The sequence below is a fragment of the Micromonospora sp. RTP1Z1 genome, from assembly GCF_033804685.1.
Classification (GTDB): Bacteria; Actinomycetota; Actinomycetes; order Mycobacteriales; family Micromonosporaceae; genus Micromonospora.
In genome coordinates this window covers 53,401-77,204 of record NZ_JAPFQV010000010.1, presented here as the reverse complement: position 1 = coordinate 77,204, position 23,804 = coordinate 53,401, and the positions used below count along the sequence as shown (strand labels likewise).

General features: G+C 71.7%; 27 protein-coding genes and 1 tRNA gene. 19 read left to right on the top strand and 9 right to left on the bottom strand.

Annotated elements, in window-relative coordinates; translation table 11 throughout:
* The first annotated feature begins 77 nt into the window (after positions 1 to 77).
* Positions 78 to 848 carry an NADH-quinone oxidoreductase subunit C gene (locus SLP03_RS08005; protein ID WP_319459874.1) on the top strand — a complete coding sequence of 257 codons (771 nt, stop codon included), beginning with the start codon at positions 78 to 80 and terminating at the stop codon, positions 846 to 848.
* Positions 848 to 1,810 (top strand): NADH-quinone oxidoreductase subunit NuoH, encoded by a 963-nt coding sequence (gene nuoH, locus SLP03_RS08000; protein ID WP_319459873.1) that lies wholly within the window; start codon positions 848 to 850, stop codon positions 1,808 to 1,810. Before SLP03_RS08005 ends, nuoH begins: the two co-directional genes overlap by 1 nt.
* A gap of 9 nt (positions 1,811 to 1,819) precedes the next feature.
* On the opposite strand, the gene SLP03_RS07995 is transcribed toward nuoH, so the two are convergent.
* Positions 1,820 to 2,914, bottom strand: coding sequence for a glutathione S-transferase family protein (locus SLP03_RS07995; RefSeq protein ID WP_319459929.1), 1,095 nt, complete (start codon positions 2,912 to 2,914; stop codon positions 1,820 to 1,822).
* 56 nt (positions 2,915 to 2,970) lie between these two features.
* Between SLP03_RS07995 and SLP03_RS07990 the strand changes: the two genes are divergently transcribed.
* From SLP03_RS07990 to SLP03_RS07950, 9 genes are all read left to right on the top strand, one after another.
* Entirely contained in the window at positions 2,971 to 3,402 is a 432-nt protein-coding gene (locus SLP03_RS07990) for an ester cyclase (protein ID WP_319459872.1), read from the top strand.
* A 157-nt stretch (positions 3,403 to 3,559) separates the two neighbouring features.
* The gene (locus SLP03_RS07985; protein ID WP_319459871.1) at positions 3,560 to 4,150 is read left to right on the top strand and encodes an NADH-quinone oxidoreductase subunit I; all 591 of its coding nucleotides are present in this window, start codon (positions 3,560 to 3,562) and stop codon (positions 4,148 to 4,150) included.
* Positions 4,147 to 4,668, top strand: coding sequence for an NADH-quinone oxidoreductase subunit J (locus SLP03_RS07980; RefSeq protein WP_319459870.1), 522 nt, complete (start codon positions 4,147 to 4,149; stop codon positions 4,666 to 4,668). Before SLP03_RS07985 ends, SLP03_RS07980 begins: the two co-directional genes overlap by 4 nt.
* Complete coding sequence (gene nuoK, locus SLP03_RS07975; protein ID WP_319459869.1) at positions 4,665 to 5,063, top strand: NADH-quinone oxidoreductase subunit NuoK; 399 nt, start codon at positions 4,665 to 4,667, stop codon at positions 5,061 to 5,063. Before SLP03_RS07980 ends, nuoK begins: the two co-directional genes overlap by 4 nt.
* Positions 5,060 to 7,012: an NADH-quinone oxidoreductase subunit L gene (locus SLP03_RS07970; RefSeq protein WP_319459868.1), complete on the top strand. Its 1,953-nt coding sequence runs from the start codon at positions 5,060 to 5,062 to the stop codon at positions 7,010 to 7,012. The genes nuoK and SLP03_RS07970 overlap by 4 nt, the downstream gene beginning before the upstream one ends.
* A 55-nt stretch (positions 7,013 to 7,067) precedes the next feature.
* A complete protein-coding gene (locus SLP03_RS07965; RefSeq protein WP_319459867.1) occupies positions 7,068 to 8,570 on the top strand; it encodes an NADH-quinone oxidoreductase subunit M in 1,503 nt (500 codons plus the stop codon).
* Between the two features lie 43 nt (positions 8,571 to 8,613).
* Entirely contained in the window at positions 8,614 to 10,107 is a 1,494-nt protein-coding gene (locus SLP03_RS07960) for an NADH-quinone oxidoreductase subunit N (protein ID WP_319459866.1), read from the top strand.
* Between the two features lie 128 nt (positions 10,108 to 10,235).
* On the top strand, positions 10,236 to 11,114 hold the full coding sequence (gene htpX, locus SLP03_RS07955; protein WP_319459865.1) for a zinc metalloprotease HtpX: 879 nt from the start codon (positions 10,236 to 10,238) through the stop codon (positions 11,112 to 11,114).
* 136 nt (positions 11,115 to 11,250) lie between these two features.
* Positions 11,251 to 12,513: an MFS transporter gene (locus SLP03_RS07950; protein ID WP_319459864.1), complete on the top strand. Its 1,263-nt coding sequence runs from the start codon at positions 11,251 to 11,253 to the stop codon at positions 12,511 to 12,513.
* A 271-nt stretch (positions 12,514 to 12,784) separates the two neighbouring features.
* Here SLP03_RS07950 and SLP03_RS07945 read toward each other — a convergent pair whose 3' ends face one another.
* Positions 12,785 to 13,279, bottom strand: coding sequence for a YajQ family cyclic di-GMP-binding protein (locus tag SLP03_RS07945; protein ID WP_319459863.1), 495 nt, complete (start codon positions 13,277 to 13,279; stop codon positions 12,785 to 12,787).
* 149 nt (positions 13,280 to 13,428) lie between these two features.
* Here SLP03_RS07945 and SLP03_RS07940 point away from each other — a divergent pair.
* Positions 13,429 to 13,512: transfer RNA gene (locus SLP03_RS07940), tRNA-Tyr, on the top strand.
* Positions 13,513 to 14,102: 590 nt separating this feature from the next.
* Here SLP03_RS07940 and SLP03_RS07935 read toward each other — a convergent pair.
* Together SLP03_RS07935 and SLP03_RS07930 are read right to left on the bottom strand one after the other, a co-directional pair.
* Positions 14,103 to 14,849: a phosphotransferase family protein gene (locus SLP03_RS07935; RefSeq protein WP_319459862.1), complete on the bottom strand. Its 747-nt coding sequence runs from the start codon at positions 14,847 to 14,849 to the stop codon at positions 14,103 to 14,105.
* A gap of 310 nt (positions 14,850 to 15,159) precedes the next feature.
* The gene (locus SLP03_RS07930) at positions 15,160 to 15,348 is read right to left on the bottom strand and encodes a hypothetical protein (protein WP_319459861.1); all 189 of its coding nucleotides are present in this window, start codon (positions 15,346 to 15,348) and stop codon (positions 15,160 to 15,162) included.
* Positions 15,349 to 15,670: 322 nt separating this feature from the next.
* On the opposite strand from SLP03_RS07930, the gene SLP03_RS07925 reads away from it, so the two are divergent.
* The 6 genes from SLP03_RS07925 to SLP03_RS07900 all read left to right on the top strand — a co-directional run bounded on the left by SLP03_RS07925 (position 15,671) and on the right by SLP03_RS07900 (position 20,372).
* Positions 15,671 to 16,096 (top strand): VOC family protein, encoded by a 426-nt coding sequence (locus SLP03_RS07925; protein WP_319459860.1) that lies wholly within the window; start codon positions 15,671 to 15,673, stop codon positions 16,094 to 16,096.
* 30 nt (positions 16,097 to 16,126) lie between these two features.
* Entirely contained in the window at positions 16,127 to 16,333 is a 207-nt protein-coding gene (locus SLP03_RS07920) for a bleomycin resistance protein (RefSeq protein ID WP_319459859.1), read from the top strand.
* Between the two features lie 795 nt (positions 16,334 to 17,128).
* Positions 17,129 to 17,221 carry a low temperature requirement protein A gene (locus SLP03_RS07915; RefSeq protein ID WP_319459858.1) on the top strand — a complete coding sequence of 31 codons (93 nt, stop codon included), beginning with the start codon at positions 17,129 to 17,131 and terminating at the stop codon, positions 17,219 to 17,221.
* Positions 17,222 to 17,228: 7 nt separating this feature from the next.
* On the top strand, positions 17,229 to 18,248 hold the full coding sequence (locus tag SLP03_RS07910) for a low temperature requirement protein A (protein WP_319459857.1): 1,020 nt from the start codon (positions 17,229 to 17,231) through the stop codon (positions 18,246 to 18,248).
* Between the two features lie 369 nt (positions 18,249 to 18,617).
* Positions 18,618 to 19,841 carry an FUSC family protein gene (locus tag SLP03_RS07905; RefSeq protein ID WP_319459856.1) on the top strand — a complete coding sequence of 408 codons (1,224 nt, stop codon included), beginning with the start codon at positions 18,618 to 18,620 and terminating at the stop codon, positions 19,839 to 19,841.
* A 405-nt stretch (positions 19,842 to 20,246) separates the two neighbouring features.
* On the top strand, positions 20,247 to 20,372 hold the full coding sequence (locus SLP03_RS07900; protein WP_319459855.1) for a hypothetical protein: 126 nt from the start codon (positions 20,247 to 20,249) through the stop codon (positions 20,370 to 20,372).
* Positions 20,373 to 20,529: 157 nt separating this feature from the next.
* Here SLP03_RS07900 and SLP03_RS07895 read toward each other — a convergent pair whose 3' ends face one another.
* The 5 genes from SLP03_RS07895 to SLP03_RS07875 form a co-directional block, all read right to left on the bottom strand.
* Complete coding sequence (locus SLP03_RS07895; RefSeq protein ID WP_319459854.1) at positions 20,530 to 20,982, bottom strand: pyridoxamine 5'-phosphate oxidase family protein; 453 nt, start codon at positions 20,980 to 20,982, stop codon at positions 20,530 to 20,532.
* A gap of 123 nt (positions 20,983 to 21,105) precedes the next feature.
* Complete coding sequence (locus SLP03_RS07890; RefSeq protein WP_319459853.1) at positions 21,106 to 21,732, bottom strand: glyoxalase; 627 nt, start codon at positions 21,730 to 21,732, stop codon at positions 21,106 to 21,108.
* A gap of 5 nt (positions 21,733 to 21,737) precedes the next feature.
* Entirely contained in the window at positions 21,738 to 22,202 is a 465-nt protein-coding gene (locus tag SLP03_RS07885; RefSeq protein ID WP_319459928.1) for an AraC family transcriptional regulator, read from the bottom strand.
* A gap of 13 nt (positions 22,203 to 22,215) precedes the next feature.
* Positions 22,216 to 22,395 carry a hypothetical protein gene (locus tag SLP03_RS07880; RefSeq protein ID WP_319459852.1) on the bottom strand — a complete coding sequence of 60 codons (180 nt, stop codon included), beginning with the start codon at positions 22,393 to 22,395 and terminating at the stop codon, positions 22,216 to 22,218.
* Between the two features lie 23 nt (positions 22,396 to 22,418).
* Positions 22,419 to 22,829 (bottom strand): VOC family protein, encoded by a 411-nt coding sequence (locus SLP03_RS07875; protein WP_319459927.1) that lies wholly within the window; start codon positions 22,827 to 22,829, stop codon positions 22,419 to 22,421.
* Between the two features lie 765 nt (positions 22,830 to 23,594).
* Between SLP03_RS07875 and SLP03_RS07870 the strand changes: the two genes are divergently transcribed.
* On the top strand, positions 23,595 to 23,726 hold the full coding sequence (locus tag SLP03_RS07870) for a hypothetical protein (protein ID WP_319459851.1): 132 nt from the start codon (positions 23,595 to 23,597) through the stop codon (positions 23,724 to 23,726).
* Positions 23,727 to 23,804: the final 78 nt, after the last annotated feature.

Sequence of the window (23,804 nt, the reverse complement as noted above, 5' to 3'; positions counted from 1 at the left end):
AAAGCGACCAGAACCTCCCGGCCGGGAGCGCGGGCGGCCCGACACGGGTGCGGCCAGCCGGCCATAGGATCAGCGGCATGACTCCGGAAGAGGTCGGCCAGCGGCTGGTCGCGCTGCTCGCGCCCGTCGAGGCCACCGCGTCGGTCTCCGGCGGTCAGGGGTACGCCCGGGCCACCGTCGACGTACCCCCGGCGAGCTGGCGGGACGCGGTGCGCGCGGCCCGCGACGACGCCGAGCTGGGCCTGAATTTCTTCGACTGGCTGTCGGCGGTCGACGAGCTGGCCGACGGCTTCGACGTGGTGGTGCACCTCTGGTCGACGACCGGGCGGCACGGGCTGCTGCTGCGGACCCGGGTGCCCCGGGAGGTGGCGACCGTGGCGTCGGTGGTCGACCTCTATCCGGGCGCGGCCTGGCACGAGCGCGAGACGTACGAGATGTTCGGCATCGCTTTCGACGGGCACGGCGAGCTGAAGCCGCTGCTGCTGCCGCCGGAGTTCGAGGGGCACCCGCTGCGCAAGGAGTTCATCCTCGCCTCCCGGGTGGCCAAGCCCTGGCCGGGCGCCAAGGAGCCGGGCGAGTCGGCGGCCGGCGGCGGCCGGCGGCCGATCCGCCCGCCGGGCGTGCCGGCGCCCGGGGAGTGGGGCGCCACGCCGACCCCGGCCGGCGCGGCCGGCGCCGGCGAGGGCCCGCGCGGCGGCACGCCGGCCCGCCCGGCCCGGGAGCGTCCCGCGCGGCCGGCCCCCGGCGAACGTCCGGCCCGCCCGGGAGCCGCCGAGCGCCCGACCGGGCCGACCCGCGCCGAGCCGGTGGCCGGCGACGAGCCCACGGCTGAGGAAGGAAACGCCTGATGCCGACCTGGTTGGAGCTGGTCCTCCGGGTGGCAGCCGTGCTGGTCGCGTTCCTCACCCTGCCGCTGGTCGTGGGGCAGGTCGAGCACAAGGTCATGGCGCACATGCAGGGCCGGCTCGGCCCGATGTACGCGGGCGGCTTCCACGGCTGGGCGCAGCTGGTCGCGGACGGGATCAAGTTCGTGCAGAAGGAGGACGTCACGCCGCGCGACGCGGACCGGGCGGTCTTCCGCCTGGCCCCGGCGGTGGCGCTGGTGCCGTACCTGCTCGCCCTGCTGGTGATCCCGCTCGGCCCGGGTGACCTGGTCGGACAGCCGCTGGACATCGGCCTCTTCTTCGTCCTCGCGGTGGTCGGCGTCGGCGTGGTGGCGGTGCTGATGTCGGCGTGGGCGTCGGCCAACAAGTACAGCCTGCTCGGCGGCCTGCGCGGCGCGGCCCAGCTGCTCGGTTACGAGCTGCCGCTGGTGCTGGCCGCCGCGTCGGTGGCGATGGCGGCGGGCACGCTCAGCCTCTCCGGCATCGTCGAGGCGTGGCGGCCGTGGTGGCTGCTCTGGCAGGCGCCCGCGATGGTGGTCTTCTTCGTCGCCGGGCTGGCCGAGATCCGGCGACCGCCGTTCGACATGCCGGTGGCCGACTCCGAGCTGGTCTTCGGCTACATGACCGAGTACACCGGCCTGCGTTTCGCCTTCTTCCTGCTCGCCGAGTACGTCGGCATCGTGGTGATCGCCGCGCTGACCACCGTGCTCTTCCTCGGCGGCTGGCATGGCCCGTTCGCCGACGCCCAGCTCGGCTGGCTCTGGACCCTGATGAAGGTCTTCGCCGTCGCCTTCGTGATCATCTGGCTCCGGGTGTCCTACCCCCGCCTCCGCGAGGACCAGCTCCAGCGCCTCTGCTGGCTGGTGCTGGTCCCGCTGGCCCTGGCCCAGCTCGTCCTGACCGCCGCCGTCCGCCTCGCCCTCTGACCGGACGCCTCAGCGCAGCGGGGTGTGGGCGGGGTCGACCCGCTCAGCCGGCGGGGGCGGTGGGGGCGGCGTGCCGTCGCCGAAGGGGCGACCGCCCAGGGACTCGCGGTCGTGCGGGGTCAGCCAATTGGACAGGTCGGGGCCGAGGGGGACCACACCCGTCGGGTTGATGTCCCGGTGCACCTCGTAGTAGTGCCGCTTGATGTGGTCGAAGTCGATGGTGTCGCCGAAGCCGGGGGTCTGGAACAGGTCCCGCGCGTACGCCCAGAGCACCGGCATCTCGGTCAGCTTCTGCCGGTTGCACTTGAAGTGGCCGTGGTAGACCGGGTCGAAGCGGACCAGCGTGGTGAAGAGCCGCACGTCCGCCTCGGTGATCGTGTCGCCCACCAGGTACCGCTGCCCGGCCAGCCGCTCGCTCAGCCAGTCCAGCCGGTCGAACAGCCGGTGGTACGCCATCTCGTACGCATACTGGCTGCCGGCGAAGCCGCACCGGTAGACGCCGTTGTTGACGTCGGCGAAGACCACCGCGTTGACCTCGTCGATCTCGTCCCGCAGCCGCTCCGGGTGCAGCTCCGGCGCGCCCTCGCGGTGGTACGCGGTCCACTCGGTCGACAGGTCCAGGCTCATCCGGGAGTAGTCGTTGGTGACCACCTGCCCGGTCGGCACGTCCACGATCGCCGGCACGGTGATGCCGCGTTCGTACCCGGGGAAGCGCTTGAAGTACGCCTCGGCCAGCCGCTCGATGCCGAGCACCGGGTCCCGTCCGCCCGGGTCCAGGTCGAAGGTCCAGCTCCGGGCGTCGTGGGTCGGCCCGGCCACCGCCATCGAGATGGCGTCCTCCAGCCCGAGCAGCCGGCGGACGATGATCAGCCGGTTGGCCCACGGGCAGGCCCGGCTGACCGCCAGCCGGTACCGACCGGGCTCCACCGGCCAGCCGTCGCGGCCGTCGGCGGTGATCCGCGTGGCGATGTAGCGCTGGTCCCGGGTGAACTCGCCGCCGGGCTCGACGTACGTGCCGTCGGTCCGGGCCTCGTCGCTGTCCGCGCTCACGCCGCCTCCTCGCCGTCGTCCACCGCGCCGGCCCTGCCGGCGTCCGAGTCCCATCATGGTCGCTCGGGAGTCCCGGGGCAGCCGGACGAGCCGGGGACTAGGCTGCCGCGGTGACCGATGTGGAGGCGGCGGCCCGACGTTTCATCACTGACGTGTGGAACGGCGGCCGCGAGGAGACGGCGTACGACCTGATCGCCGAGGACTGCCCGGGGCTGGGCGGGACCGGGCCGGACGCGACGCTCGCCTGGCACCGGGATCGGCGGGCGGCCTTCCCGGACCTGCGCTACAAGATCGTCGACGTGGTGGCGGCCGGGGACCGGGTAGCCGTGCACTGGCGGGCCGCCGGCACCCAGGCCGGCCAGTTCGGCGCGGTGCCGCCGACCGGGCGGGTGGTCAGCTACTCGGGGGCGACGTTCCTGCGTTTCGACGAGACCGGCCGGATCCTCGACATGTGGAGCGTCAACGAGCTGTTCCAGCTCCTCCAGCAGCTCGGCGTCGAGATGCTCCCGCCGCGGCGAGGCGTCACCGACCCCGGGGCGTGATCCGATCGATCGACAGGTTCACCGGGAACGGCTCCCCGGTGTCCACGAACTTGGTCCATCGCCCGGTCTCCGGGTGGACCGCACCTCCACGCCCTCGGTCACCGTACCGCCGGTAAGAGCCGGGTGGTGGTCGCGCGCGCCGGGGGCACAGGGCAGGATGGGCGGCATGAGCGAGCGGAGCGGTGTGCCCGGCGAGGGGCTGGTGAAGGGGCTGGCGGTCACGCTCAAGACGATGACCCGCCATGCCACCACCCAGCAGTACCCGGATGTCGCCCCCGAGCTGCCACCCCGCTCCCGCGGCGTGATCGCGCTGCTGGCGGAGAACTGCACGGTCTGCATGCTCTGCGCCCGGGAGTGCCCGGACTGGTGCATCTACATCGACTCGCACAAGGAGGAGGTGGCGGTGCCCGGCGCCGCCCGCCCCCGCCAGCGCAACGTGCTCGACAAGTTCGACATCGACTTCTCGCTCTGCATGTACTGCGGCATCTGCATCGAGGTCTGCCCCTTCGACGCGCTCTACTGGTCGCCCGAGTTCGAGTACGCCGAGTACGACATCAAGGACCTGCTGCACGACAAGGACCACCTCGGCGAGTGGATGGCCACCGTCCCGCCGCCGCCGGCGCACGACCCCCACGGCGACCCGGCCAAGGAGGAGATCACCGCCGCGCGCAAGGCCGTCGCCCCGGCCCGCCCCGCCGCCGTACGCCCCGAGCCCGGCCCCGCCGCCGACGGAGGTACGGCCCCATGACGGGTGCGGACGTGCTGCTGGTCGCCCTCGGCGCGGTGGCGGTCGGCGCGGGTGTGCTGGTGGTGAGCACGAAACACCTGGTCCGGGCCGGGCTCTACCTGGTGGTCTGCCTGGGTGCGCTGGCCGGCGACTACCTGGTGCTCACCGCCGAGCTGGTGGCCTGGGTGCAGGTGCTGATCTACGTCGGCGCGGTGGTGGTGCTGTTGCTCTTCGCGGTGATGCTGACCCGCGCGCCGATCGGCGCCTCGGACGACCTGGACCGGCCGGGCTGGCCGGCGGCGCTGATCGGCGGCGGCAGCGGGCTGGGCCTGGCCGTGCTGCTGGTCGACGCGTTCCGCTGGTCCCGGGTGGAGCTACCCGCCGCGGGCACCGCCGACCGCCTCGGCGAGCAGGTCTTCCGCTCCTGGGTGCTGCCCTTCGAGGTGTTGTCGGTGCTGCTGCTCGCCGCCCTGGTCGGCGCGATCGTGTTGTCCCGCCCCGACATCGGCCGCCCGGCGGACGAGGGCGGGCGCGCGTGAGGCCGGTCATCCCGTACGTCACCGCCGCGCTCCTCTTCGGCCTGGGCGGCTACGGCGTGTTGCGCCGCCGCAACGCCGTGCTGGTGCTGATGGCGGTCGAGCTGATGTTGAACGCGGTCAACCTGATCCTGGTCACCGCGGACACCACGGTCCGGGCGCAGCTGCCGCACGCCGGGCAGGTCTTCGCGCTCTTCGTGATCGTGCTCGCCGCCGCCGAGATCGGCGTGGGGCTGGCCATCGTGCTCCAGCTCTACCGGTTGCGGGCCAGCGTCGCGGTGGACGAGGTGCCGCTGACCGAGGCTCCGACGCCCGTCCCGGCGGGTACCCGGCCGGCGGCCGCCGCCGAGGGGCCGCAGACCGTGAGCGGCGTCGACGGGCCGGAGGTGCGCGGATGAGCGAGGGCCTCGGGCGGCTGGCGCCGCTCGTACCGCTGCTGCCCGGCCTGCCGCTGGCCGCCGGCCTGGTGGGGCTGCTGCTGCCGCCGTCGCCGCGCGGTGCGGCGACCGGCGAGGACCGGGCCCGGAAGGTGGCGATCGCGCTCGGTGTGGCCGGCGCGGCCGGGGCGCTGCTCGCCGCGCTGGCGTTGCTGAGCCGGGTGGACCATCTGGTCGAGGGCTCGACCACCTGGGTCGACCTGGGCGGGTTGCGGGTCACGCTCGGCTATCGGCTGGACGGGGTGGCCGTCCTGGTGGCCACGGCGGTGGCCGCGGTCGCCCTTGCCGTGCAGGTCTACTCGATCGCCTATCTGAAGCGCGGCCCGCACGACGACGTCGAGGTGGACCACCGCTATCCGCCGTACGCGGCGCAGATCAGCCTGTTCACCGCCGCGATGCTGGTGGTGGTGGTCTCCGGCGACCTGATCATGCTGCTGGTCGGCTGGGAGGTGATGGGCATCTGCTCCTACCTGCTCATCGCCCACGACCGTCGGCTGCCGGAGGCGCCCGCCGCCGCGGTGAAGGCGTTCCTGGTCACCCGCGTCGGTGACGTGGGCTTCCTGCTGGGCATCGCGCTGCTCGGCGTCTCCGCCGGCAGCTTCCGGATCGCCGACGTGCTCGCGCACCCCTACTCCACCGGTACGCTCACCGCCGCCTGCCTGCTGCTGCTCGCCGGCGTCGCCGGCAAGAGCGCCCAGTTCCCGCTGCACACCTGGCTGCCGGACGCGATGGCCGGCCCGACCCCGATCTCCGCGCTGATCCACGCCGCCACCATGGTCGCCGCCGGCGTGTACGCGGTGGCCCGGCTCTTCCCGCTCTTCGAGCGCGCCCCGATGGCGCTCGCGGTGCTCGGGGTGATGGCCTCGATCACCCTGCTGCTGGGCGCATTCGCGGCCACCGCGCAGGACGACATCAAGCGGGTGCTGGCCTGGTCCACGGTCTCCCAGATCGGCTACATGACCGGCGCGCTCGCGGTCGGCGCGCCCACCGCGGCGCTGTTCCACCTGCTCAGCCACGCCGCGTTCAAGGCGCTGCTCTTCCTCGCGGCCGGCGCGGTCATCCACGCGGTGGGCACCACGCTGATGTCCCGGATGGGTGGTCTACGCAGCACCATGCCGGTGACCTTCTGGTGCACGGTGGTCGGTCTCGGCGCGCTGGCCGGGGTGCCGCCGCTGTCCGGGTTCTGGAGCAAGGACGGCGTGCTCGCCGCCGCCGAGGCCGCCGCGCTGGCCGGCGCCGGCCCGGCGCCGCAGTGGGTCGGCTGGCTGGTCTGGCTGGCCGGGCTGCTCGGCGTCGCCGTCACCGCCTGGTACGCCACCCGCCTGCTGCTGCGTACCTTCTTCGGCGCCACCCGGATCCCGCTGGCGCATCCGCACGATCCGCCGGCGCTGATGCGCTGGCCGGTGCTGCTGCTGGCGGTCCCGGCGGCGCTGCTCGGCCTGGCCGGCTTCTGGGGGCCGTTCACCAACCGGATCTTCGCGCCGATCACCGAGGCCGAGCTGACCGACTTCGGCGACTCGCTGGCCCACCTCACCCCTGCGGTGCTGCTCCCGCTGGTCCTGCTGCTGGTCGGCGCGGGAGTGGCGTGGGCCGGCTGGCGCCGGGACCCGGCCGCCGACCCGGCCCGCTTCCTGGGTCCGCTGCGGCCGGTCTTCGCCCGGGCGTTCCGGCTCGACGACATCCAGCACGCCCTCGTGGTACGCCCGGCGACGGCGCTCGCCCGGGCCGCGCGTACCGGGGACGAACTGGTGGTGGACGGGGCGGTCGAGGGCAGCGGCCGCGCCGCGGTGGGCCTGGGTGGGGGCCTGGCCGCGCTGCACCGCGCGGCCCTGCCGCGCGCGGCGGCCGGCGTGCTGGCCGGCGCCCTGCTGATCGGCCTCGCCGTGGCGCTGATCGGCGGAGCATCGTGAGCGCGAGGAGCGAGCCGGTGTTGCGAGCCCCGCAGTCGCGAACTGAGGTGGTGACGTGAGCCTCGGACAGTTCCTGCTCGTCGCGGTCCTCGCCGTGCCGGCGGTGGGCGCGGTGGCTGTGGCGGCCATCCCGCACGACCCGGCGGCCCGGCTGGTCGGCACGGTCGCCGCCGCGCTCACCCTGCTGGCCACCCTGCCCCTGGTCGGCGGCGACCACGGCTGGTTCGGCTACGGGCCGCGTCCCGCCGTGCAGCCCTGGCACCGGCTCGACCTGCGTTGGGTGCCCGGCCTCGACCTGCGCTTCCACCTCGGGGTGGACGGCATCTCCTGGCCGCTGGTGGTGCTCACCGCCCTGCTCACCCTGCTCTGCTGCGGGTACACGCTGTGGCGGGTGCCGGCCGGTGGCAGCGGCCGGGCGCTGGTCGCGTTGCTGCTGGTCGTCGAGGTGGGCATCCTCGGTACCTTCCTCGCCCTCGATCTGGTGCTCTTCTTCGTGTTCTTCGAGGTCGTCCTGCTCCCGATGTACGCGATCATCGCCGGCTGGGGCGGCGACGACCGGCGACGGGCGGCCCGGAAGTTCGTCCTCTACACGCTCTCCGGCTCGGTGCTGCTGCTGGTCGGCGTCTACGTGGTGGTCGCCGCCGCCGGCACCGCCGACCTGGTGGCGCTGACCGGCGGGGCCGGGATGTCCCGGGGCACCCAGCTCGCCGCGTTCACCCTGCTCGCGCTGGCGTTCGCGGTGAAGAGCCCGCTCTGGCCGCTGCACTCCTGGCTGCCCGACGCGCACACCCAGGCGCCCACCGTCGGCAGCGTGATCCTCGCCGGGGTGCTGCTCAAGATGGGTACGTACGGCCTGATCCGGGTGGCGGTCGGGGTGGCCCCGGAGGGCGCCCGCTGGGCCGCCCCGGTGCTCGGCATGCTCGCCGTCGCCGCGATCCTGGTCGGCTCGCTGGTCTGCCTCGCGCAGGACGAGCTGAAGCGGCTGATCGCGTACTCCAGCGTCGGGCACATGGGTTTCGTGCTGCTCGGGGTGGCCACGCTGACCGCCACCGGCATCCAGGCGGCGCTGATCGGCAACATCGCGCACGGGGTGATCACCGGTCTGCTCTTCTTCCTCGCCGGCGCGGTCAAGGACCGTACCCACACCGGCGCGCTGGCCGAGCTGTCCGGGCTGCGGGAGACCGCGCCCCGGCTGGCCGGGCTGCTCGGCTTCGCCGCGATCGCCTCGCTCGGGCTGCCCGGGCTGGCCGGCTTCTGGGGCGAGGCGTTCGCCGTGGTGGCCGCCGTCCGGCGGGGCGGCGGGCTGTGGACCACCCTGGCGGTGCTGGCCGCGGTCGGCGGGGCGCTGACCGCGGCGTACTTCCTGCGGCTGCTGCGCCAGGTCACCCACGGGCGACCCAGCCCGGCGGTGGGCCGGCTGGCGCCCGGGCTGGCCGGGGCCGAGCTGACGGCGTGGGCCCCGCTGGTCCTGCTGGCGCTGGCCGTCGGCCTGGCCCCCGCGCTGGTGCTCGGCTACGCGTCCGGCCCGGTCGATGCCCTGGTGGAGGTGCTCCGATGAGGTCTCGGACGCAGGACGGCCGGCTCCACGGCGAGGTGGCGGCGTGAGCCTGGTGCAGAGCGTGGACAACGTGGCGCTGCTGCCGGCGTACCTGGCCGCCGGGACGGCCGTCCTCGTGCTCCTGGCCGACCTCCTGGTGGCTCGGGCCGCCGCGACGGTCGCCGTGGCGGGCGTCGGGTCGGCGGCCACGGCGCTCGGCGCGGCGCTGGTCGGGGCGGGCGACGAGCGGCGTACCTTCTGCGTCGGCGCGGACTGCTCCTGGGTGTACGGCGGCCGGGCGGCCCTGGTCGCGGTGGTGTTCGCGCTGCTCACCCTCGGCGTTCTCGCGCTCTCCGGGCCGCTGCTGCGGGCCGGCCGGACGCCGGTCGGGGAGTACTGCTTCCTCCTCGCCTGCTCGCTGACCGGCGGCGTGGTGCTCGGCGCGGCCGGTGACCTGATCACCCTGATCGTGGCGCTGGAGACGCTCACTCTGCCGCTCTACGTCCTGGTCGGGCTGCGCCGGGGCAGCCTGGCCAGCGCCGAGGCGGCGGTGACCTTCTTCGTGGTCAGCGTGGTGGCGACCACGCTGACCCTGCTCGGCGCGGCGCTGCTCTACGCGGTGACTGGCGGGTTGCACCTCGGCCGGCTCGGCGCCACCCTCACCGAGCGGTCGGAGCTGCTGGACCTGCCGCTCGCCACGGTCGCGGTGGCGCTGGTGGTGCTGGGGCTTGCTTTCAAGGTGGCTGCGGTGCCGTTCCACGCCTGGGCCCCGGCCACGTACGACGGCGCACCGCTGCCGGTGGCCGCGTACCTGTCGACGGCGTCGAAGCTGGGCGGGGTGGTCGCCCTGCTCGCCGTGGTCCAGCGGGCGCTGCCGGCCACCGTCACCGGTCCGGTGCTGGCGCTGCTCGCCGTGCTGACCATGACCGTCGGCAACCTGGTGGCGCTGCGCCAGCGGCGTACGGTCCGGCTGCTCGCCTGGTCCTCGGTGGCCCAGGCCGGCTACATCCTCGCCCCGCTCGGCGCGCTCGCGCTGGCCGCCGGCCGTGCCGCCGACGCCCGCGCCGGCGCGTACGCGGCCGCGGTCGCGTACGCCGTCTTCTTCGTGGTGCTGGAGCTGGCCGCCTTCGCGGCGGTGGTGGCCCTGCGCCCGGCGGACGCCGACGGCGGCAGCCTGGACGACCTGCGCGGGGCGGCCCGCCGGCACCCCTGGGTGGGTGGCGCGTTCGCGCTCGCGCTGATCGGCCTGGCCGGGCTGCCGCCCGGGCTGGCCGGCCTCTTCGCCAAGGTGACCGCGGTCCGGTCGCTGCTGGACGGCGGCGCCGGGTGGCTCGCCCTGGTGGTGGCGTTGAACGCGGTGATCGGCCTCGCCTACTACCTGCGCCTGGCCGCCAGCCTCTGGGCCGCCCCGGACGCCGACGCGCCGCCCGCCCCGGCGGACGGGTCGGCCGGCATCCGCCCGGCCGCAAGCGTCGGCCTGGCCCTGGCGGTTGCCACCGCGGTGGCCGTGGTGGTGGGTTTCGCCCCGCAACTCCTGCTCGACCTCGCGGCCCGCTGATCCGGCCGCACAGCCGACGCACAGCTTTTTCCAGCCAACTTTCAGCCATGAGCAGGATGGTTGACGGGTACCGGGTTGTTGGACCGGTCAGCGGGTCCCGCGCGGGTCCGCGCACCAAAGGAGCGATCGTGCATCACAACCGTCTGAAGACCGCAGCGCTGCTCGGCCTGTTGACCTCGCTGATCCTCGCGGTCGGCTACTGGTTCGGCGGGAGCGGCGGGCTGGTCATCGCCGTCGTCGCCTCGTTGCTGATGAACGGCGTGACCTACTTCTTCTCCGACAAGCTCGCGCTGCGCTCGATGCGGGCGCAACCGGTCACCGAGGCAGAGTTTCCCGACCTGTACCGGATGGTGCGTGAGCTGGCCACCGAGGCGCGGCAGCCGATGCCCCGCCTGTACGTCAGCCCGACGCCCCAGCCGAACGCCTTCGCGACCGGTCGCAACCCGGCCCACGCGGCGGTCTGCGTGACCCAGGGCATCACCGAGATCCTCGACTACCGCGAGCTGCGCGGGGTGATCGGGCACGAGCTGTCGCACGTCTACAACCGGGACATCCTGATCTCCAGCGTGGCGGCCGGGCTGGCCGGCATCATCACCCTGCTGGCGAACATCGCCTGGTTCATCCCGCTGGGCTCCTCCGACGACGAGGACGGCCCGAACCCGGCCGTGCTGCTGCTCACCCTGATCCTCGGCCCGATCGCGGCGACCATCATCCAGTTGGCCATCAGCCGGAGCCGGGAGTTCCAGGCCGACCAGTCCGGTGCCGCGCTGAGCCGGGACCCGCTGGCCCTGGCGAGCGCGCTCCGGAAGATCCACACGGGCATCCAGGCGCGGCCGCTGCCGCCGCAGGGGCAGCTGACCAGCACCGCCCACCTGATGATCGACAACCCGTTCAAGCGGGGCGGCGGCATCGCCGCGCTCTTCTCCACCCACCCGCGGATGGAGGAGCGGGTCGCCCGGCTGGAGCAGCTGGCCGCCAACAGCGGTCCGGTCCAGTTCCAGCGCTGACCCACGCCGACACCTCCGCCCGCGTCCCGTCCGGACGCGGGCGGAGTCGTGTGTCGGGGCACTAACCGTTTCCCTCCCGTCCTGCTGGCGTTAGGGTCGAAACGTCTCTCACCCGTTACATCCCCGGAGGTCGACCGTGGCCGCACTGCGCCAGTACCTGGGCGTCTGGCGGGTTCCCGGCGCGCCGATGCTGCTGATCCTCGGCATCATCGGCCGGCTCGGGATCGGCATGACCCCGCTGGCGCTGCTGCTCGTCGTCGAGCAGGTGACCGGGCGTTACTCCCTCGCCGCGGTCGCCGGGGGCATCTACGCGCTCTCCGGCGCCGTGCTCAGCCCGGTCGCCGGGCGGATCGCCGACCGGGTCGGCCCCACCCCCGTTCTGCTGGCCACCGCCGTCGCCCACCCCCTCGCGCTGTTCGGGCTGCTCGGGGCCAGCCGGTCCGAGTCCGGCAACCTGACCCTGATCTACCTGGCCGCCGGGATCGCCGGGGCGACCTATCCGCCGTTGACCGCCGCGATCCGGGGCGCCTGGAACGACCTCACCGGCCCCACCTCCGGCCGGTACCACCTGCGCAACACGGCGCTCGCCGCGGAGACCTCGCTCTTCGAGATCGTTTTCGTGCTCGGCCCGCTGCTGGTGGCCGCGTTCGTGCTGGTCGCCGACGCCGCCGCCGCGCTCGTCGGCGCCGCCGTGGTCACCTTGGTCGGCACCGCCGCGGTGGCCCTCGGCCGGGTGATGCGCGGCTGGCAGCCGCACCCGGGTGAGCACCACACCAAGGGCCTCGGCCCGCTGCGGGTGGGCGGCTTCCCTGCGCTGCTGGTCTGCGTCGCCAGCCTCGGCATCGCGTTCGGCGCGGCCGGGGTGATCGTCCCGGCCTTCGCCGGCGACGCCACCGCCGACGACCCGGAGAGCCTCGCCGGCCTGCTGCTGGCCGTCTGGGGCATCGGCAGCGCCGCGGGCGGCTTCTGGTTCGGCGTACGCAAGCCGTCGGCGAACATGACCCGCCAGTTCGCGTGGCTGCTCGGCGCGGTGGCCGCCAGCTTCGCCGTCTTCGCGGCGATGGCCGCCCCGGCGGCGCTGGGCGTCGCGCTGGTGCTCGGTGGCGCCACCATCGCGCCCGCGCTGACCCTGGAGAACACCCTGGTCGGGCGGATCGCCCCGGCCAGCATGCTGAACGAGGCGTACACCTGGGTGGTCACCATGTCGGTGGCGGCGAGCGCCGCCGGCGGCGCCGTGGCCGGCCTGATCGTCGACCACGCCGGCGGCGTGCCCTGGGCGTTCCTCTTCGCCGGGGCGGCGGTCGCCGTCGGCGCCGCGGTCGCCGCACTGCCCGCCGGCCCCATCGCCCGCGCGGAGACCCGATCCGCGGTACGCCCCGAGCAGACCGTCGCCGTCTGACCCGTCGCTCACCGCAGCATGCGGCCCCGCGGCGGGCCGGACGGTTATAGCCGGATCCGACACTGATACGCGTCGAGCGGTCACCCGATGGGGGTGACCGCTCGACGCGGGGCTCGGCTGGCGGGTCTCAACGCGTCCCGGGCGGGTACAGCACGGGAGTGTTCGTCTTTTTCTCGAGCCGGATCGGCTGCCTCGGCTCGATCCTGATCAGCGCGATCCTGACGGTGATCCTGCTGTTGATCTTCTCGCGCTGACCGGCGCCGTCAGCTCGTCAGCGGTAGTTGGTGAACTGCAGGGCGACGCCGAAGTCCTCGCCCTTGAGCAGCGCGATGATGGCCTGGAGGTCGTCCTTTTTCTTGCCGGTGACCCGGAGTTGGTCACCCTGGATCTGCGCCTGCACGCCCTTCGGCCCCTCGTCGCGGATCTTCTTGCTGATCGCCTTGGCCTTGTCGGTCTCGATGCCCTGGATGACCTTGGCGTCAATCTTGAAGATCTTGCCCGAGGCGCGGGGGTCGCCGGCGTCCAGCGACTTGAGCGAGATGTTCCGCTTGATCAGCTTCTCCTTGAAGACGTCCAGCGCCGCCTGGACCCGCTCCTCGGTCTCCGCCTGGAGGCTGATCGCCTCCTCGCCCGACCAGGAGATCTCGGCGCCGGTGCCGCGGAAGTCGAACCGCTGCGCGAGTTCCTTCTCCGCCTGGCGGAGGGCGTTGTCGACCTCCTGGCGGTCGACCTTGCTCACGATGTCGAACGACGGGTTGGCTGCCATGCTCATGCTCCTGCTGTCCGGCGGTCTGAAGGTGTTCCATCGGCCGCTGACCAGCGGCACGACCCCCTGACGGTACCCGGTTGCGTCGTCTCGGGGGGCAACCGCTATCCTTGCTTCCGCTGCCGCGCATGGCGTGGTGGCGATGCCCTGGCGGGTTGCCCGAGCGGCCAATGGGAGCGGACTGTAAATCCGTCGCGAAAGCTTCGAAGGTTCGAATCCTTCACCCGCCACCAGGGAACGGCAGGGCCTCTGAACTGCGGAAACGCATCAGGGGCCTTTGTCGTCTCCTGCGATGGTTGACCGTTGCTGTCCCTCATCCTCCGGCCGATCGGGCACGTGGCGGGCACGTCCTGGAGCTGCGGCACGGCCCAGACGGGAGCTGGTTGGTGACGCGAGACGAGCTTCTGAGCGCGCTTGTTGATGACGTACCGGCGCATCGCGCGTGCCGGCAGGCGTTGCTCCAGGGCGCTGAGTTTGTCGTCTGGGATGACGGGATACCGGCATCGCAGCTGGAGACGATCTATCGGCGCCGCGAGCGACACACCCGGAGAACAGGCCAACGGACGATCGGGCTGCGGGAGGCCGTGGAGCAACTTCGGGACTGCGGAACGGAACTCGTACGGCTGGGCAAGGTGACAGTGAAAGACCCGCCCTGTGCGTTCATGCTGTTTCTAGCCTTGGACCGGCCGCACGTGATCGGGTGCACTGGGGTCAAGCGCGATTAGAGGACCATGACCTCGTCGGTCCGGAAGACGACGCGCTTCATGAGATGGCCCGCTCGGTGCGGCAGAACGGCACTCGTGGCCGTCGGGCTCGTGCAGCCTCACAGCCGGGATCTCAGCACGGCGACCTCGGGGAACTCGTCCGGCGACCCGTAGCCGTGCTCGGCCAGCCAGCGGACGTTAGTCAAGCATCGCAACGACCACCATGCGTGGATGAGGTCGCGGTCGACGTCGGTGCCGTAGCCGGCGACGACGTCGCCAAGGTGCTCCTTGTGTCCGAGCGTGAGGATGGCGAGGTCGAAGAGCGCGTCGCCCTGGGACGCCTCGGACCAGTCGACGACGCCGGTGACCTCGTCACCGGCGACGAAGACGTGGTCGACCTGCAGGTCGCCGTGGATGAACACCGGTGTCCACGGCCGGAGCGCAGTCTCGGCGAGCCGGCGGTTGCGTGTGACCACGTCAGCGGGAAGGACGTCGTTGGCGACGAGCCATTCGCACTCGCCGGCGAGGCGCGATGCGAGCTCGTCGAGGCTCCGACCGGGCCATGGCGGCAGCGGCGCGTCGTGCAGCATCCGGGCGGCGGCACCCGCCGCGGCCCACGCCGCCGGCGACGCGGTCGACGGCTCGCCGAGGCGGCCGAGTGCCGTCCCTGGGAGGGCGGCGAGCGCGAGCACGGGCGGCTTCCGCCACAGGACCTCCGGGGTCGGGATCGGCGCGATAGCCATCGCCTCGACCTCGACGTCGGTGCGCGTCTGATCAGCGTCGATCTTCAGGAACACGTCGCCGACGCGCAGGGTCGCGCGTTCGTGATGGGCGACGACGACCTCGACCTCTTCCACGTCGGCCATTTTCGCGGGGATGACCACCGACGTCACCGGGTTTATCGCGTGCGACTGCGCGGCTGACCGCGTCCCGCTGCCCGGCGGCCTCGTGCACGCCACCGACCGCTGACGGGTCGAGCACTGCCTCGGTCCGCCGGGCCTCGGCACGTGGAACGTGAAGTCCAAGCGGCATGTCGTTACGGTCGGTGACCTCGACGCGACCGAGACTGTCGGTTCGATGAGGTCGAGCGAGCGCTGTCGCGCAACAAATGCGACCTAGCCGACTCACTCACATCGGCATAGAAAGGGTGTTCCGCCCCTGCACAGCTGACAGCGGTCAGAACTTGGGCTCGACCAGTACCGGCAACGACCGGCGTTCGATCGGCTGGGCGACCTGTCGGTAGAACTGGAGGTTTTCGAAGCCGTAGGTCGCGACGTCGTGACTACTGGCTCCGAAGATCAGCCGGGGTATCCGCGCCCAGTAACAGGCGACGAGGCACATCGGGCAGGGCTCGATCAACTTCAAGGGATCGGTGCTCGTACGGGGTCAGGGTCGTGAAGCGGCCGCCGGACGGAAACCCGCCGAAGGCAAAGACCACGCAGCTACGGGCGTTTGCCGAGGTGGGAGCGCGTCGCGCCAAAAGCCCTCATCGGCGGTGTCCGGCAAGCCACAATTGTCGTGTCAGCCGGTCCACGGATGACCCGGAGCCGGCGCTCGGTTCCCCGGCCGGTGGAGGCTCATCCAGGGCCATGAACCGAACCAGACATCCGTCACGGGAGGTCGACATGAGCACCCGCAGGAAGACCAGGCCGGCACAACGGACGTCGTCAAGGAGCCGACCACGCCTATGAAACTCGAGGTCGTCGTCATCCCTGTGGCTGACGTCGACCGCGCCCTGCGCTTCTACCAGGGCTTGGGGTGGCGGCTCGATGCGGACTACGAGGCCGGCCCGAAGTTCAGGATCGTGCAACTGACGCCGCCGGGGTCGGCATGCTCGATCCACCTCGGCCGCGGGCTCACCCCCGCGGCGCCTGGCACTGCCCAGGGCACCTACCTCGTGGTCTACGACATCGATCAAGCCCGCGCCGACCTGATCAGCAGGGGCGTGGAGGTGAGCGAGGTCTACCACAACGTCTACGACACCGGCGACCAAGAACGGGTGGACGGCCCCGCCCCAGACCGTCGCAGCTACGCCTCATTCGCTTCGTTCACCGACCCGGACGGCAACGGGTGGCTGCTGCAGGAGGTCAAGGAGCGGCAACCCGGACGGTGACCAGTCCGCGCGACCGAGGAGGTTTGACTGATGGACGTTGAAGATCTTGCGCAGCTCCTGCATGAGGCGGCCGAACACCACGGCTCGTTTGAGGCGGTCGCCCCACCGCACGACTGGTGGGACTGGTACGCGGCGTACATGCGTGCGCGTGAAACCGGGAGCCCCCCGGACGATGCCTCCACGGCCGCCGGGCGCTACATGGCAGAGGTCAAGCACGTTGTCGTCTCACCCGCTTGACGTCCGCACCGGTATCTGAACTGAAGAACCTGACGGTGGGCTCTTCTGGCAACAGCCGAGCTCGCCGGCAACGCTGCGCGCGCGGCTCTCGGCCCATCCCTGCAAAGTGCGACGATCCGGTTTGGTGCCGGCCGATACCGTCCAGGTGCCGGCAGGCGGCGGACGGAGCCCCGACCATCCTGGAGTCGTTGCGCCCCTGCCCGAGGCGCACTGACAGCGACCCGGCGACCGGCGCGACGCGCCGCGCGGACCCGGCGTGCCCTTCCCTGCGCCGCGCGGCGCGGCCGGCTGCCGGCCCACGGACCTCAACCACTCTCGGCGCTACCGTCTGCGGCGGCCCCGGGCTTCCCGCTCTCCGCGCCAGCGGCCGGGCGTGTTGCGTGGCTGGCATGGAGCGACAGCGGAGCGTCGGACGCGCGCCCAGGCGGCGGCGCGTGCGGCCCGTCAAGGGCCGCCTTGAAGAGGTTGAAGACGTACAGAAAGTTTGAACGGCCGCCGGCGGTAACACTCCGCGACGTGTGGCACTGGCCCGACGCCTGGCCAAGGTCGACGAGCTGATCAGAACTGGTGGCGACGGCTGGAGGGAACTCAGCGGCCTCGCCCGTCGCCCGTCGCCCGTCGCGTGTAACCCGGCCAATCGGCCCCAGGCAGCGGCGGCACATTCGTATCGACGAGCGCTGCCGCATGGTACGACTGCTGCAGAGGCCGACAAAAGCGGCAGAAGCGGGCGAGCCGATGACCACGAGTAGGGCAGTAAGACTGCTGCGGAGACCCGAGGAACCGCGAGCCGGGTTCTTGGAGCTGTTCTTCGACCTGGTGTTCGTCTTCGCGCTCGCAAAGCTCTCGCAGGGGTTGGTCGAGCATCTGACCTGGAGCGAAGCCTTTTAAGACGCTGGTGTTGCTGCTCGCCCTGTGGGGGGTCTGGACGCGTACGGCAGGGCTGACCGATCGGTTGGACCCGCGGCAACCGCTGATACAGGTGCTGGTCATGGCGAGCATGTTCGGCACGCTGGTGATGGCCGCCGCAGCGCCTGAGGCGTTCCACGAGCGAGGCATGATCTTCGCAGGCGCGTACGTCGCCACGGATGTCGGTCGCTACACCGTCGTCGTGCTCATGCTGTCGGGCCACGAGGCGCAGCGCCTGTTTATACGACTACTCTTCTGGTCCGTCGTGTCCGCGGTGCCGTGGATCGCGGGCGCCGTCGCTCAAGACACGGCGCGGATCGTGCTGTGGACCCTGGCGGTGGCCGTGGAGTACGCGGCAACCGCACTCGGCTACTCCACGCCAGGGCTGGGCCGCGCGAGCCCGGCGGACTTCGAGGTCTCCAGCGAGCACGCGGCCGAGCGCTTCCAGCAGCTGTTCATCATCGCGCTCGGCGAGCTGATCCTGGTCACCGGGCTGACCTACAGCGGCAGCGGGTTCGGGGCCGACAGCAGCGCCGCGACGGCGATAGCGTTCGCCACCACCGCGCTGCTGTGGCGGATCTACATCCACCGCGCCGGGCAACTGCTGGCGGAAGCCATCGCAGCGGCCTCCAACCCAGTCCGCGTCGGTACGTTGGCGGTACACGCCCACCTGGTGATGATCATCGGCATCCTCGCCATCGCCGTCGGCGACGAGCTTGTCATCGAGCACCCGTTCGGGCACACCGATCCTGCCCTGATCGCCGTCATCCTCGGCGGACCCGCGCTGTTCCTGGCGGGACGCGCCCTCTTCGAGTACGGGGTGTTCAGCCGGGTGTCCCGCAACCGGTTGATCGGGTTCGGAGTGCTCGCCGCCATCTCACCGACAATGATTTTGCTGCCGCCGCTGGTGGTCGCCGCCGCCGCTGCCCTCGTCCTTGCCGGGATCGCCGTGTCCGATGCAGCCCGCGCCCGAGGACGCCCACCCGAGCCGCCGTCACCACCCGGCTAGTGCTCTGACCACAAACGTTGGCCGGGTTGGCCGGGTTGGCCGGGTTGGTTGGGGTTGGGGAAAGTGCCGCCTTCGCCATGCCCGAATCGCAAAAGTCCAGGTCAAGTGGGTTGGTAGTAGGCGGAACGGCGACGCCCTGTAAATCCGTCGCGAAAGCTTCAGAGGTTCGAATCCGCTACCCGCCACCAGGGAACTGCAAGCCCCTTGACCTGCGGAAACGCCGGTCGGGGGCCTTTGCTGTCTCCGGCTCGGTGTCGCCCCTCACTCCTGGCTGGCGAGGTCTGCTCGGTCGGGCAGGCTCGGCCCAGCCGGGGGCTCTCGGCCAGCCGCCCCGGCGATTGTGCTCCGCCTCAGCGGGTAGCCGAGGAGATGTTCTCCCGCCTCCGCGGGCCCGCCGGGCACCGGAGATCCCCGCCGGTCGACCTTGACAAGCAGCGCGTTGAGGAGGCTCTCGCAGGGCTCCGCCGCCGTACCGAGTCGACCGGCAAGGACCGGCTACGCCAGTTGCGGCTCGGGCTGATCGTGGCGGTGCAGGCGGGGCTCGCGGCGGCGCTGGCCTGGTTCGTGGCCCACCAGTTGCTCCACAACCAGCAGCCGGTCTTCGCCCCGAGCGCTGCGGTCGGCACGATCGTCTCCTCCATCGGCCGGCGGCTCCGGCGTTCCGTCGAGCTGATCATCGGGGTCGCGGTGGGCGTGGCGATCGGCGATTTCCTGATCGTGCTGCTGGGGACCGGGGCCTGGCAGCTCGGCGTGATCGTCGTGCTGTCCATCATCGTCGCCCTGGCGGTGGGTGGCCGGGGCACGCTGGTCGCCCAGGCCGGTGGTACCGCCGTGCTGATCGCGACCCTGTCTCCGTCCGTCGGCAAGCTGGAGTATCCGCGGTTCGTCGATGCGGCCATCGGCGGTTCGATCGGGATGATCGTGGTGGTGCTGCTGCTGCCGCTCAACCCGTTGCGGGCCGTCGAGCGGGCCGCCGCGCGGCCGGCGGAGGTGCTCGCAGACCAGCTGGACGCCGCGGCCCGCGCGCTGACCGACCGGGACGCCGCCGCGGCTGAGCAGGCCCTGACCCGATTGCGGAGCATCAACCAGGACTTCGACCAGGTACGCGAGGCGCTGAGCGGAGCGCAGGAGGTGGTCTCGCTCGCGCCGGCCCGCTGGCACCGGCGGCAGGTCGTGGCGGCGTACGCCAGCGCGGTGGAGCACATGGACCGGGCCGCGCTCAACAGCAAGGCGCTGATCCGCCGGTCGGTGACGGTCATCGAGGACGGGGAGCCGGCGCCGGCCGAGCTGCCCTCGTCGATCGGCCGGTTGGCCGAGGCGGTCCGCCTGTACCGGCGTGATTTCGTTGGCCGCCGGGTCCCGCGGGAGGCGCGGCACTGCGCGCTGCTCGGGGTGAGCGAGGCCGGGACGGCGTACAGAAGAGGGGTCGGCCTTTCCGGGACGGTGGTCGTGGCCCAGGTCAGGACCGTCACCAGCGACCTGCTGCGGGCCACCGGGATCGACAAGGACGACGCGAACAGGCTGGTTCACCGGGTCGCGTCCCGGGAGGCGGACGTCGAGGTCACGGACGGGCGGGGACCCGGGTCCCAGTAGTGAACGGTGGTGCTGGAGGGCGTTGGAGCGGGCGACGGGAATCGAACCCGCACCGTCAGTTTGGTAGAGCGTGCTCAACCGGTCGCGATGCCCGAAACGCCTGCGGGCGACGGCTGGCTCGGTTGCGTCTCGTGCCCGCTCGTGCCCGCTGCGCGCCATGGTTACTGGCCCACGGATGGCCCATGCCGGCCTTCAGACTAGAAGAAGATCGCGGATCACTGGTTGGTGGCCGCGCGTGTGGTCAGCCCGTCTGTTGGTGTCCGGGGTGGTCCGGCAAGCACCTGGACGCGGTTGCCAACCTGGTCCCCAGTTCGCCTCTCCACCTGGTCGTGGCCGGCGTTCAGACGCGCGACCTCCACCGAATATCGGCCTACCGGAACCGACGCGTCGGCTTGGATGGGCTTCATGGAGGTCACCAAGGACGGGCGAAGCTGGCGGATCGGCACGGCGAGCGAGGTCGCCTGGCTCGCTGGCCAAACCACGCACGGCTTCTCGATCACCGCAGCGATCCCGCCGGTGTTCGACGCCTGACATCGTCTTCCCCTTCGCTCCGAAGGTGTCCGTCTACTGGAACTGGCGGTCTGAGATGCGTCAGCTCTGTTCGATCCGAGTGAGGAGTCCCCGCTGGAAGTCCACATCCTTACCCGCACCGCTCGCCGGGCGGGGCGGGTGTGTTCCCGTGCGGCGGTCAGCCGAGCCAGCGGCCGTCGCGCATGAGCACGCGTCCCTGCAGCTCGTTCGCCTCCCGCCAGGCCTGGATGCGCCGCGGCCGGATCAGGAAGTATTGGTAGGGCTCGTCGAGCTCGCGCGGGTCGAAACCGGTCTTGGTCGCGAACGCGTCGCCCGTCTCCGGGCCGAGGTCGGCGGTGTCCACCGGCTCGGCGGCGCCGTCGACGACGACGACGTCGCGCGTCGGCCCAAGGCTGAGTCGCACCCGGCCGTCCGCCAGCAGGTTGCGGCCGGTGGCCGAGGCACGCGGCGTCGAGATGAGGAACGCGGCCCCGTCCCAGAGGTACGAGAGCGGGATGAGGTGGACGCCCGGGGAGCCCGACGTCGCGACCCAGAGATCGACGTCGCTCTCCAGTTTCGCGCGGGTGTCCCGCAGCCTCTCCTCAAGCCCACGGGGCGGCGCGCCCGTCATGCTTCCTCCGGTCACTTCGTGGAGAGCCCTTCCTCCAGGGGAGGGGCTCCATCGGTCATCAGTCGGTTCGCCCGGCGGCCGTCTCGTGATCGGCCGCCAGGTAGGGCAGGCAGCAGTGACCCATCAGGGCGTGGGTGCCAGCGATGCGGCCTCCCATGCAAACCCGTCCGGGTCGGTGAAAGGCCCGGCATCGCCGCCGATCATGAGCCGGTGCGATCCGGTGCCGTCGGGAGCGACGCCGACGTCCTTGGCAAGGGCACGGCGCCTGTACAGCGCCAGCTTGACGGGACTCGACCCAGCAGCGAACTCGACGTACATGCGGCCAAAGCTCTTCGCCACGGCGAGGCCGTGCTCGACGTAGAACCGCTTGCTCGCGGCCACGTCCGCGACTCCCAGCAGGAGCACGATCTCGTCGATCTGCCGGGTGGCCGGGCCGGTGTCCTTCTTCGCCGAGGTCGCGACCTTCCAGATCGTCCCGTCCGGGGCTTGTACGACACCGCCGTAGCCCCAGAGCGACTTCGCGGCAGGCTTCAGCGGCGTGGCACCGGCGTCCAGGGCAGCGCCGATGAGGCCGTTGACGGTGGCCGGCTGGGACACCGTGAGCGCCAGCGTGAACCCACGGAAGCCGGTCGTCGGTGCCTCCGAGGCCCGCAGGCGTATCTGCGTGTCCAAACCGAAGGCGGCGGTGTAGAAGAGGTTGGCGGCCGTGGGGTCGGCCACGTCGAGGATGACGGATTCGATGGATGCCATGGCCGTCACGCTAGTTGCGGCTCGGCGACCGGTGCTTCTTGATTCCTGACCGGTCTTGTCACCTGTTTCGCCACACACGGCGGCATCCCCGCCGCAGCGCCCGTTGCGCGGCGCCGGTAGGCGCTGGGCGGCATGCCGACCAGCTCGGTGAAGCGGGTGCTGAAGGTGCCCAGCGATGAGCAGCCGACCGCGAAGCAGACCTCGGTGACGCTGAGGTCGCCACGACGCAGCAGCGCCGTCGCGCGCTCGATGCGCCACGTCATCAGGTACGCGTACGGCGACTCGCCGTAGGCCAGCCGGAACTGGCGGCTGAGGTGCCCGGCCGACATGTTCACGCCGCGGGCGAGCGCCTCGACGTTCAGCGGCTGCGCGTACTCCCGGTCGATCCGGTCGCGGACACGGCGCAGCCGCGCGAGGTCGCTCAGGCGCTGCGCCGCGGCGAGTGCACGCCCCCACGAGGGGTGACACATGAGAGAACTCCTTTCATCGATGTCCGCGAGCACCTGGGTTACCTGCCGAGCAGGCGGCGAGGTGCTCGATGACGATGACCGACTTGCCGGAGTCGACCGCGATGGTGCGGCCGCCGAGGGGGTGGTCGAGGGCAGCGGCCTGGAAGCGCTGGCCGCCGCATTCTTCGCAGGTGGTCGCGACGCCGGCCATCATGGCCGAATCGATGACCGAACGGCTCAGCGAAGCTCCTGGATGCGGACCAGGTTGCCCGCGGGATCGCGGAAGGCGCAGTCGCGGATGCCGTACGGCTGCTCGGTCGGCTCCTGGACGACCTCCGCGTCGCCGGCCTGCAGCTTCTCGAAAGTGCCGTCGAGGTCCCGGGTGGCCAGCAGGATCCAGCCGTAGGTGCCCTTGGCCATCATCTCGGCGATGGTGCGGCGCTCGTCCTCGGTGACCCCGGGGTCGGCGGCCGGCGGCGCCAGGAGGATGGACGTGCCGGGCTGGTCGACGGGGCCGACCGTGATCCAACGCATCTTGCCCTGTCCGACGTCGCTGCGGACCTCGAAGCCGAGGGCGTCGCGGTAGAAGGCCAGGGAGGCGTCCGGGTCGTCATGCGGGAGGAAGCTCGTGTGAATGGTGATGTCCATGGCAGTGAGGCTAGGTGCGGCTCCATGACCTGCACTTCTCGATTCCTGATCGATCTGGCCACTTGTTTCGCCATACACGGTTGCATCCCCGCCGTCGCGCGCGCCGCCTGGCGCCGCGTCACCCAGGATCTCCTCAACCGTCTCCCAGGTGGTGGTCACAAGCCGGGACAGGGCCTTTTCCTCAGCCACCAGTCGCCGGTTCAGCTCCGCGTTCTGCTCCCGGGTGCGCTCCACCCGCTCCCGGGCCGTAGCCTCCCGACCGGACAGCTCCTCCCACAACGACCCCATCGCGACCGTCTCCACCCCTGACGGTAGAAGACGGCCCCCCACGGCCTTCGTCGTTCCGCGCCGCCCGCGATCGGACCAGTCCGTCGACGGGAGCCGGCTCCCGGTTCGCCACGCTTGGTGACCGCGCAAACGGCAAATTCTTCGATACATGGGTAGCGTTGGCCGGCCCGGCTCTGGTAGTCGAGGCGGGCAGACAGGTGACGCGCGGGCTTACGGGCGTTTCGCGGCTTCGGGGGCACTCAAGAAGAATCAACCATTGACACCTAAGGTCCGAGTGATCGCCAAGCGAAGCGAGGCGTGGCGGACAGGGCGGTGCGGGTATCACCCCGCCAGGCAGGGCATCCTGCCGATCGGTTGGACTTGGCCGCGTCCCGGCGGAGCCCACCCACCGAGGTCTTTGTTGCCCTCGGCGCTTGTGGCACCATCATGGAGTCTTCACGCCCCCCCGTGCTGCCCGTTTGCGACAGGAGCCCACAGATGCCTACTCAAAAGCTGGGTCGGCTGCTCGGTCTGACCCTGATGCTGGTTGCCCTGGTCGTGGGCGTCGTCGACGTGGCCGGCACCCCGGCCACCGGCGGAGTGACCACTCTTGAATTCGAATGGGCCTAGGCCGCAACCCGAACGAAGATCCGTCCGTCTGGGGCCCCCTCCGGTAGCCCTGACGTGGGTGGCTTCGGAGTGGACGTG

What these genes read in the sequence shown, in the direction of transcription:
- SLP03_RS07900 (WP_319459855.1), top strand. Translation starts at nt 20,247, where the DNA reads ATGGAGGTCACCAAGGACGGGCGAAGCTGGCGGATCGGCACGGCGAGC.
- SLP03_RS07985 (WP_319459871.1), top strand. Translation starts at nt 3,560, where the DNA reads ATGGGCGGCATGAGCGAGCGGAGCGGTGTGCCCGGCGAGGGGCTGGTG.
- SLP03_RS07905 (WP_319459856.1), top strand. Translation starts at nt 18,618, where the DNA reads ATGTTCTCCCGCCTCCGCGGGCCCGCCGGGCACCGGAGATCCCCGCCG.
- SLP03_RS08005 (WP_319459874.1), top strand. Translation starts at nt 78, where the DNA reads ATGACTCCGGAAGAGGTCGGCCAGCGGCTGGTCGCGCTGCTCGCGCCC.
- SLP03_RS07870 (WP_319459851.1), top strand. Translation starts at nt 23,595, where the DNA reads ATGCCTACTCAAAAGCTGGGTCGGCTGCTCGGTCTGACCCTGATGCTG.
- SLP03_RS07995 (WP_319459929.1), bottom strand. Translation starts at nt 2,914, where the DNA reads ATGGGACTCGGACGCCGGCAGGGCCGGCGCGGTGGACGACGGCGAGGA.
- SLP03_RS07890 (WP_319459853.1), bottom strand. Translation starts at nt 21,732, where the DNA reads ATGGCATCCATCGAATCCGTCATCCTCGACGTGGCCGACCCCACGGCC.
- SLP03_RS07980 (WP_319459870.1), top strand. Translation starts at nt 4,147, where the DNA reads ATGACGGGTGCGGACGTGCTGCTGGTCGCCCTCGGCGCGGTGGCGGTC.
- SLP03_RS07970 (WP_319459868.1), top strand. Translation starts at nt 5,060, where the DNA reads ATGAGCGAGGGCCTCGGGCGGCTGGCGCCGCTCGTACCGCTGCTGCCC.
- SLP03_RS07925 (WP_319459860.1), top strand. Translation starts at nt 15,671, where the DNA reads ATGAAACTCGAGGTCGTCGTCATCCCTGTGGCTGACGTCGACCGCGCC.
- SLP03_RS07875 (WP_319459927.1), bottom strand. Translation starts at nt 22,829, where the DNA reads ATGGACATCACCATTCACACGAGCTTCCTCCCGCATGACGACCCGGAC.
- SLP03_RS07880 (WP_319459852.1), bottom strand. Translation starts at nt 22,395, where the DNA reads ATGATGGCCGGCGTCGCGACCACCTGCGAAGAATGCGGCGGCCAGCGC.
- SLP03_RS07945 (WP_319459863.1), bottom strand. Translation starts at nt 13,279, where the DNA reads ATGGCAGCCAACCCGTCGTTCGACATCGTGAGCAAGGTCGACCGCCAG.
- nuoH (WP_319459873.1), top strand. Translation starts at nt 848, where the DNA reads ATGCCGACCTGGTTGGAGCTGGTCCTCCGGGTGGCAGCCGTGCTGGTC.
- SLP03_RS07935 (WP_319459862.1), bottom strand. Translation starts at nt 14,849, where the DNA reads ATGGCCGACGTGGAAGAGGTCGAGGTCGTCGTCGCCCATCACGAACGC.
- SLP03_RS07895 (WP_319459854.1), bottom strand. Translation starts at nt 20,982, where the DNA reads ATGACGGGCGCGCCGCCCCGTGGGCTTGAGGAGAGGCTGCGGGACACC.
- SLP03_RS07885 (WP_319459928.1), bottom strand. Translation starts at nt 22,202, where the DNA reads ATGTGTCACCCCTCGTGGGGGCGTGCACTCGCCGCGGCGCAGCGCCTG.
- SLP03_RS07920 (WP_319459859.1), top strand. Translation starts at nt 16,127, where the DNA reads ATGGACGTTGAAGATCTTGCGCAGCTCCTGCATGAGGCGGCCGAACAC.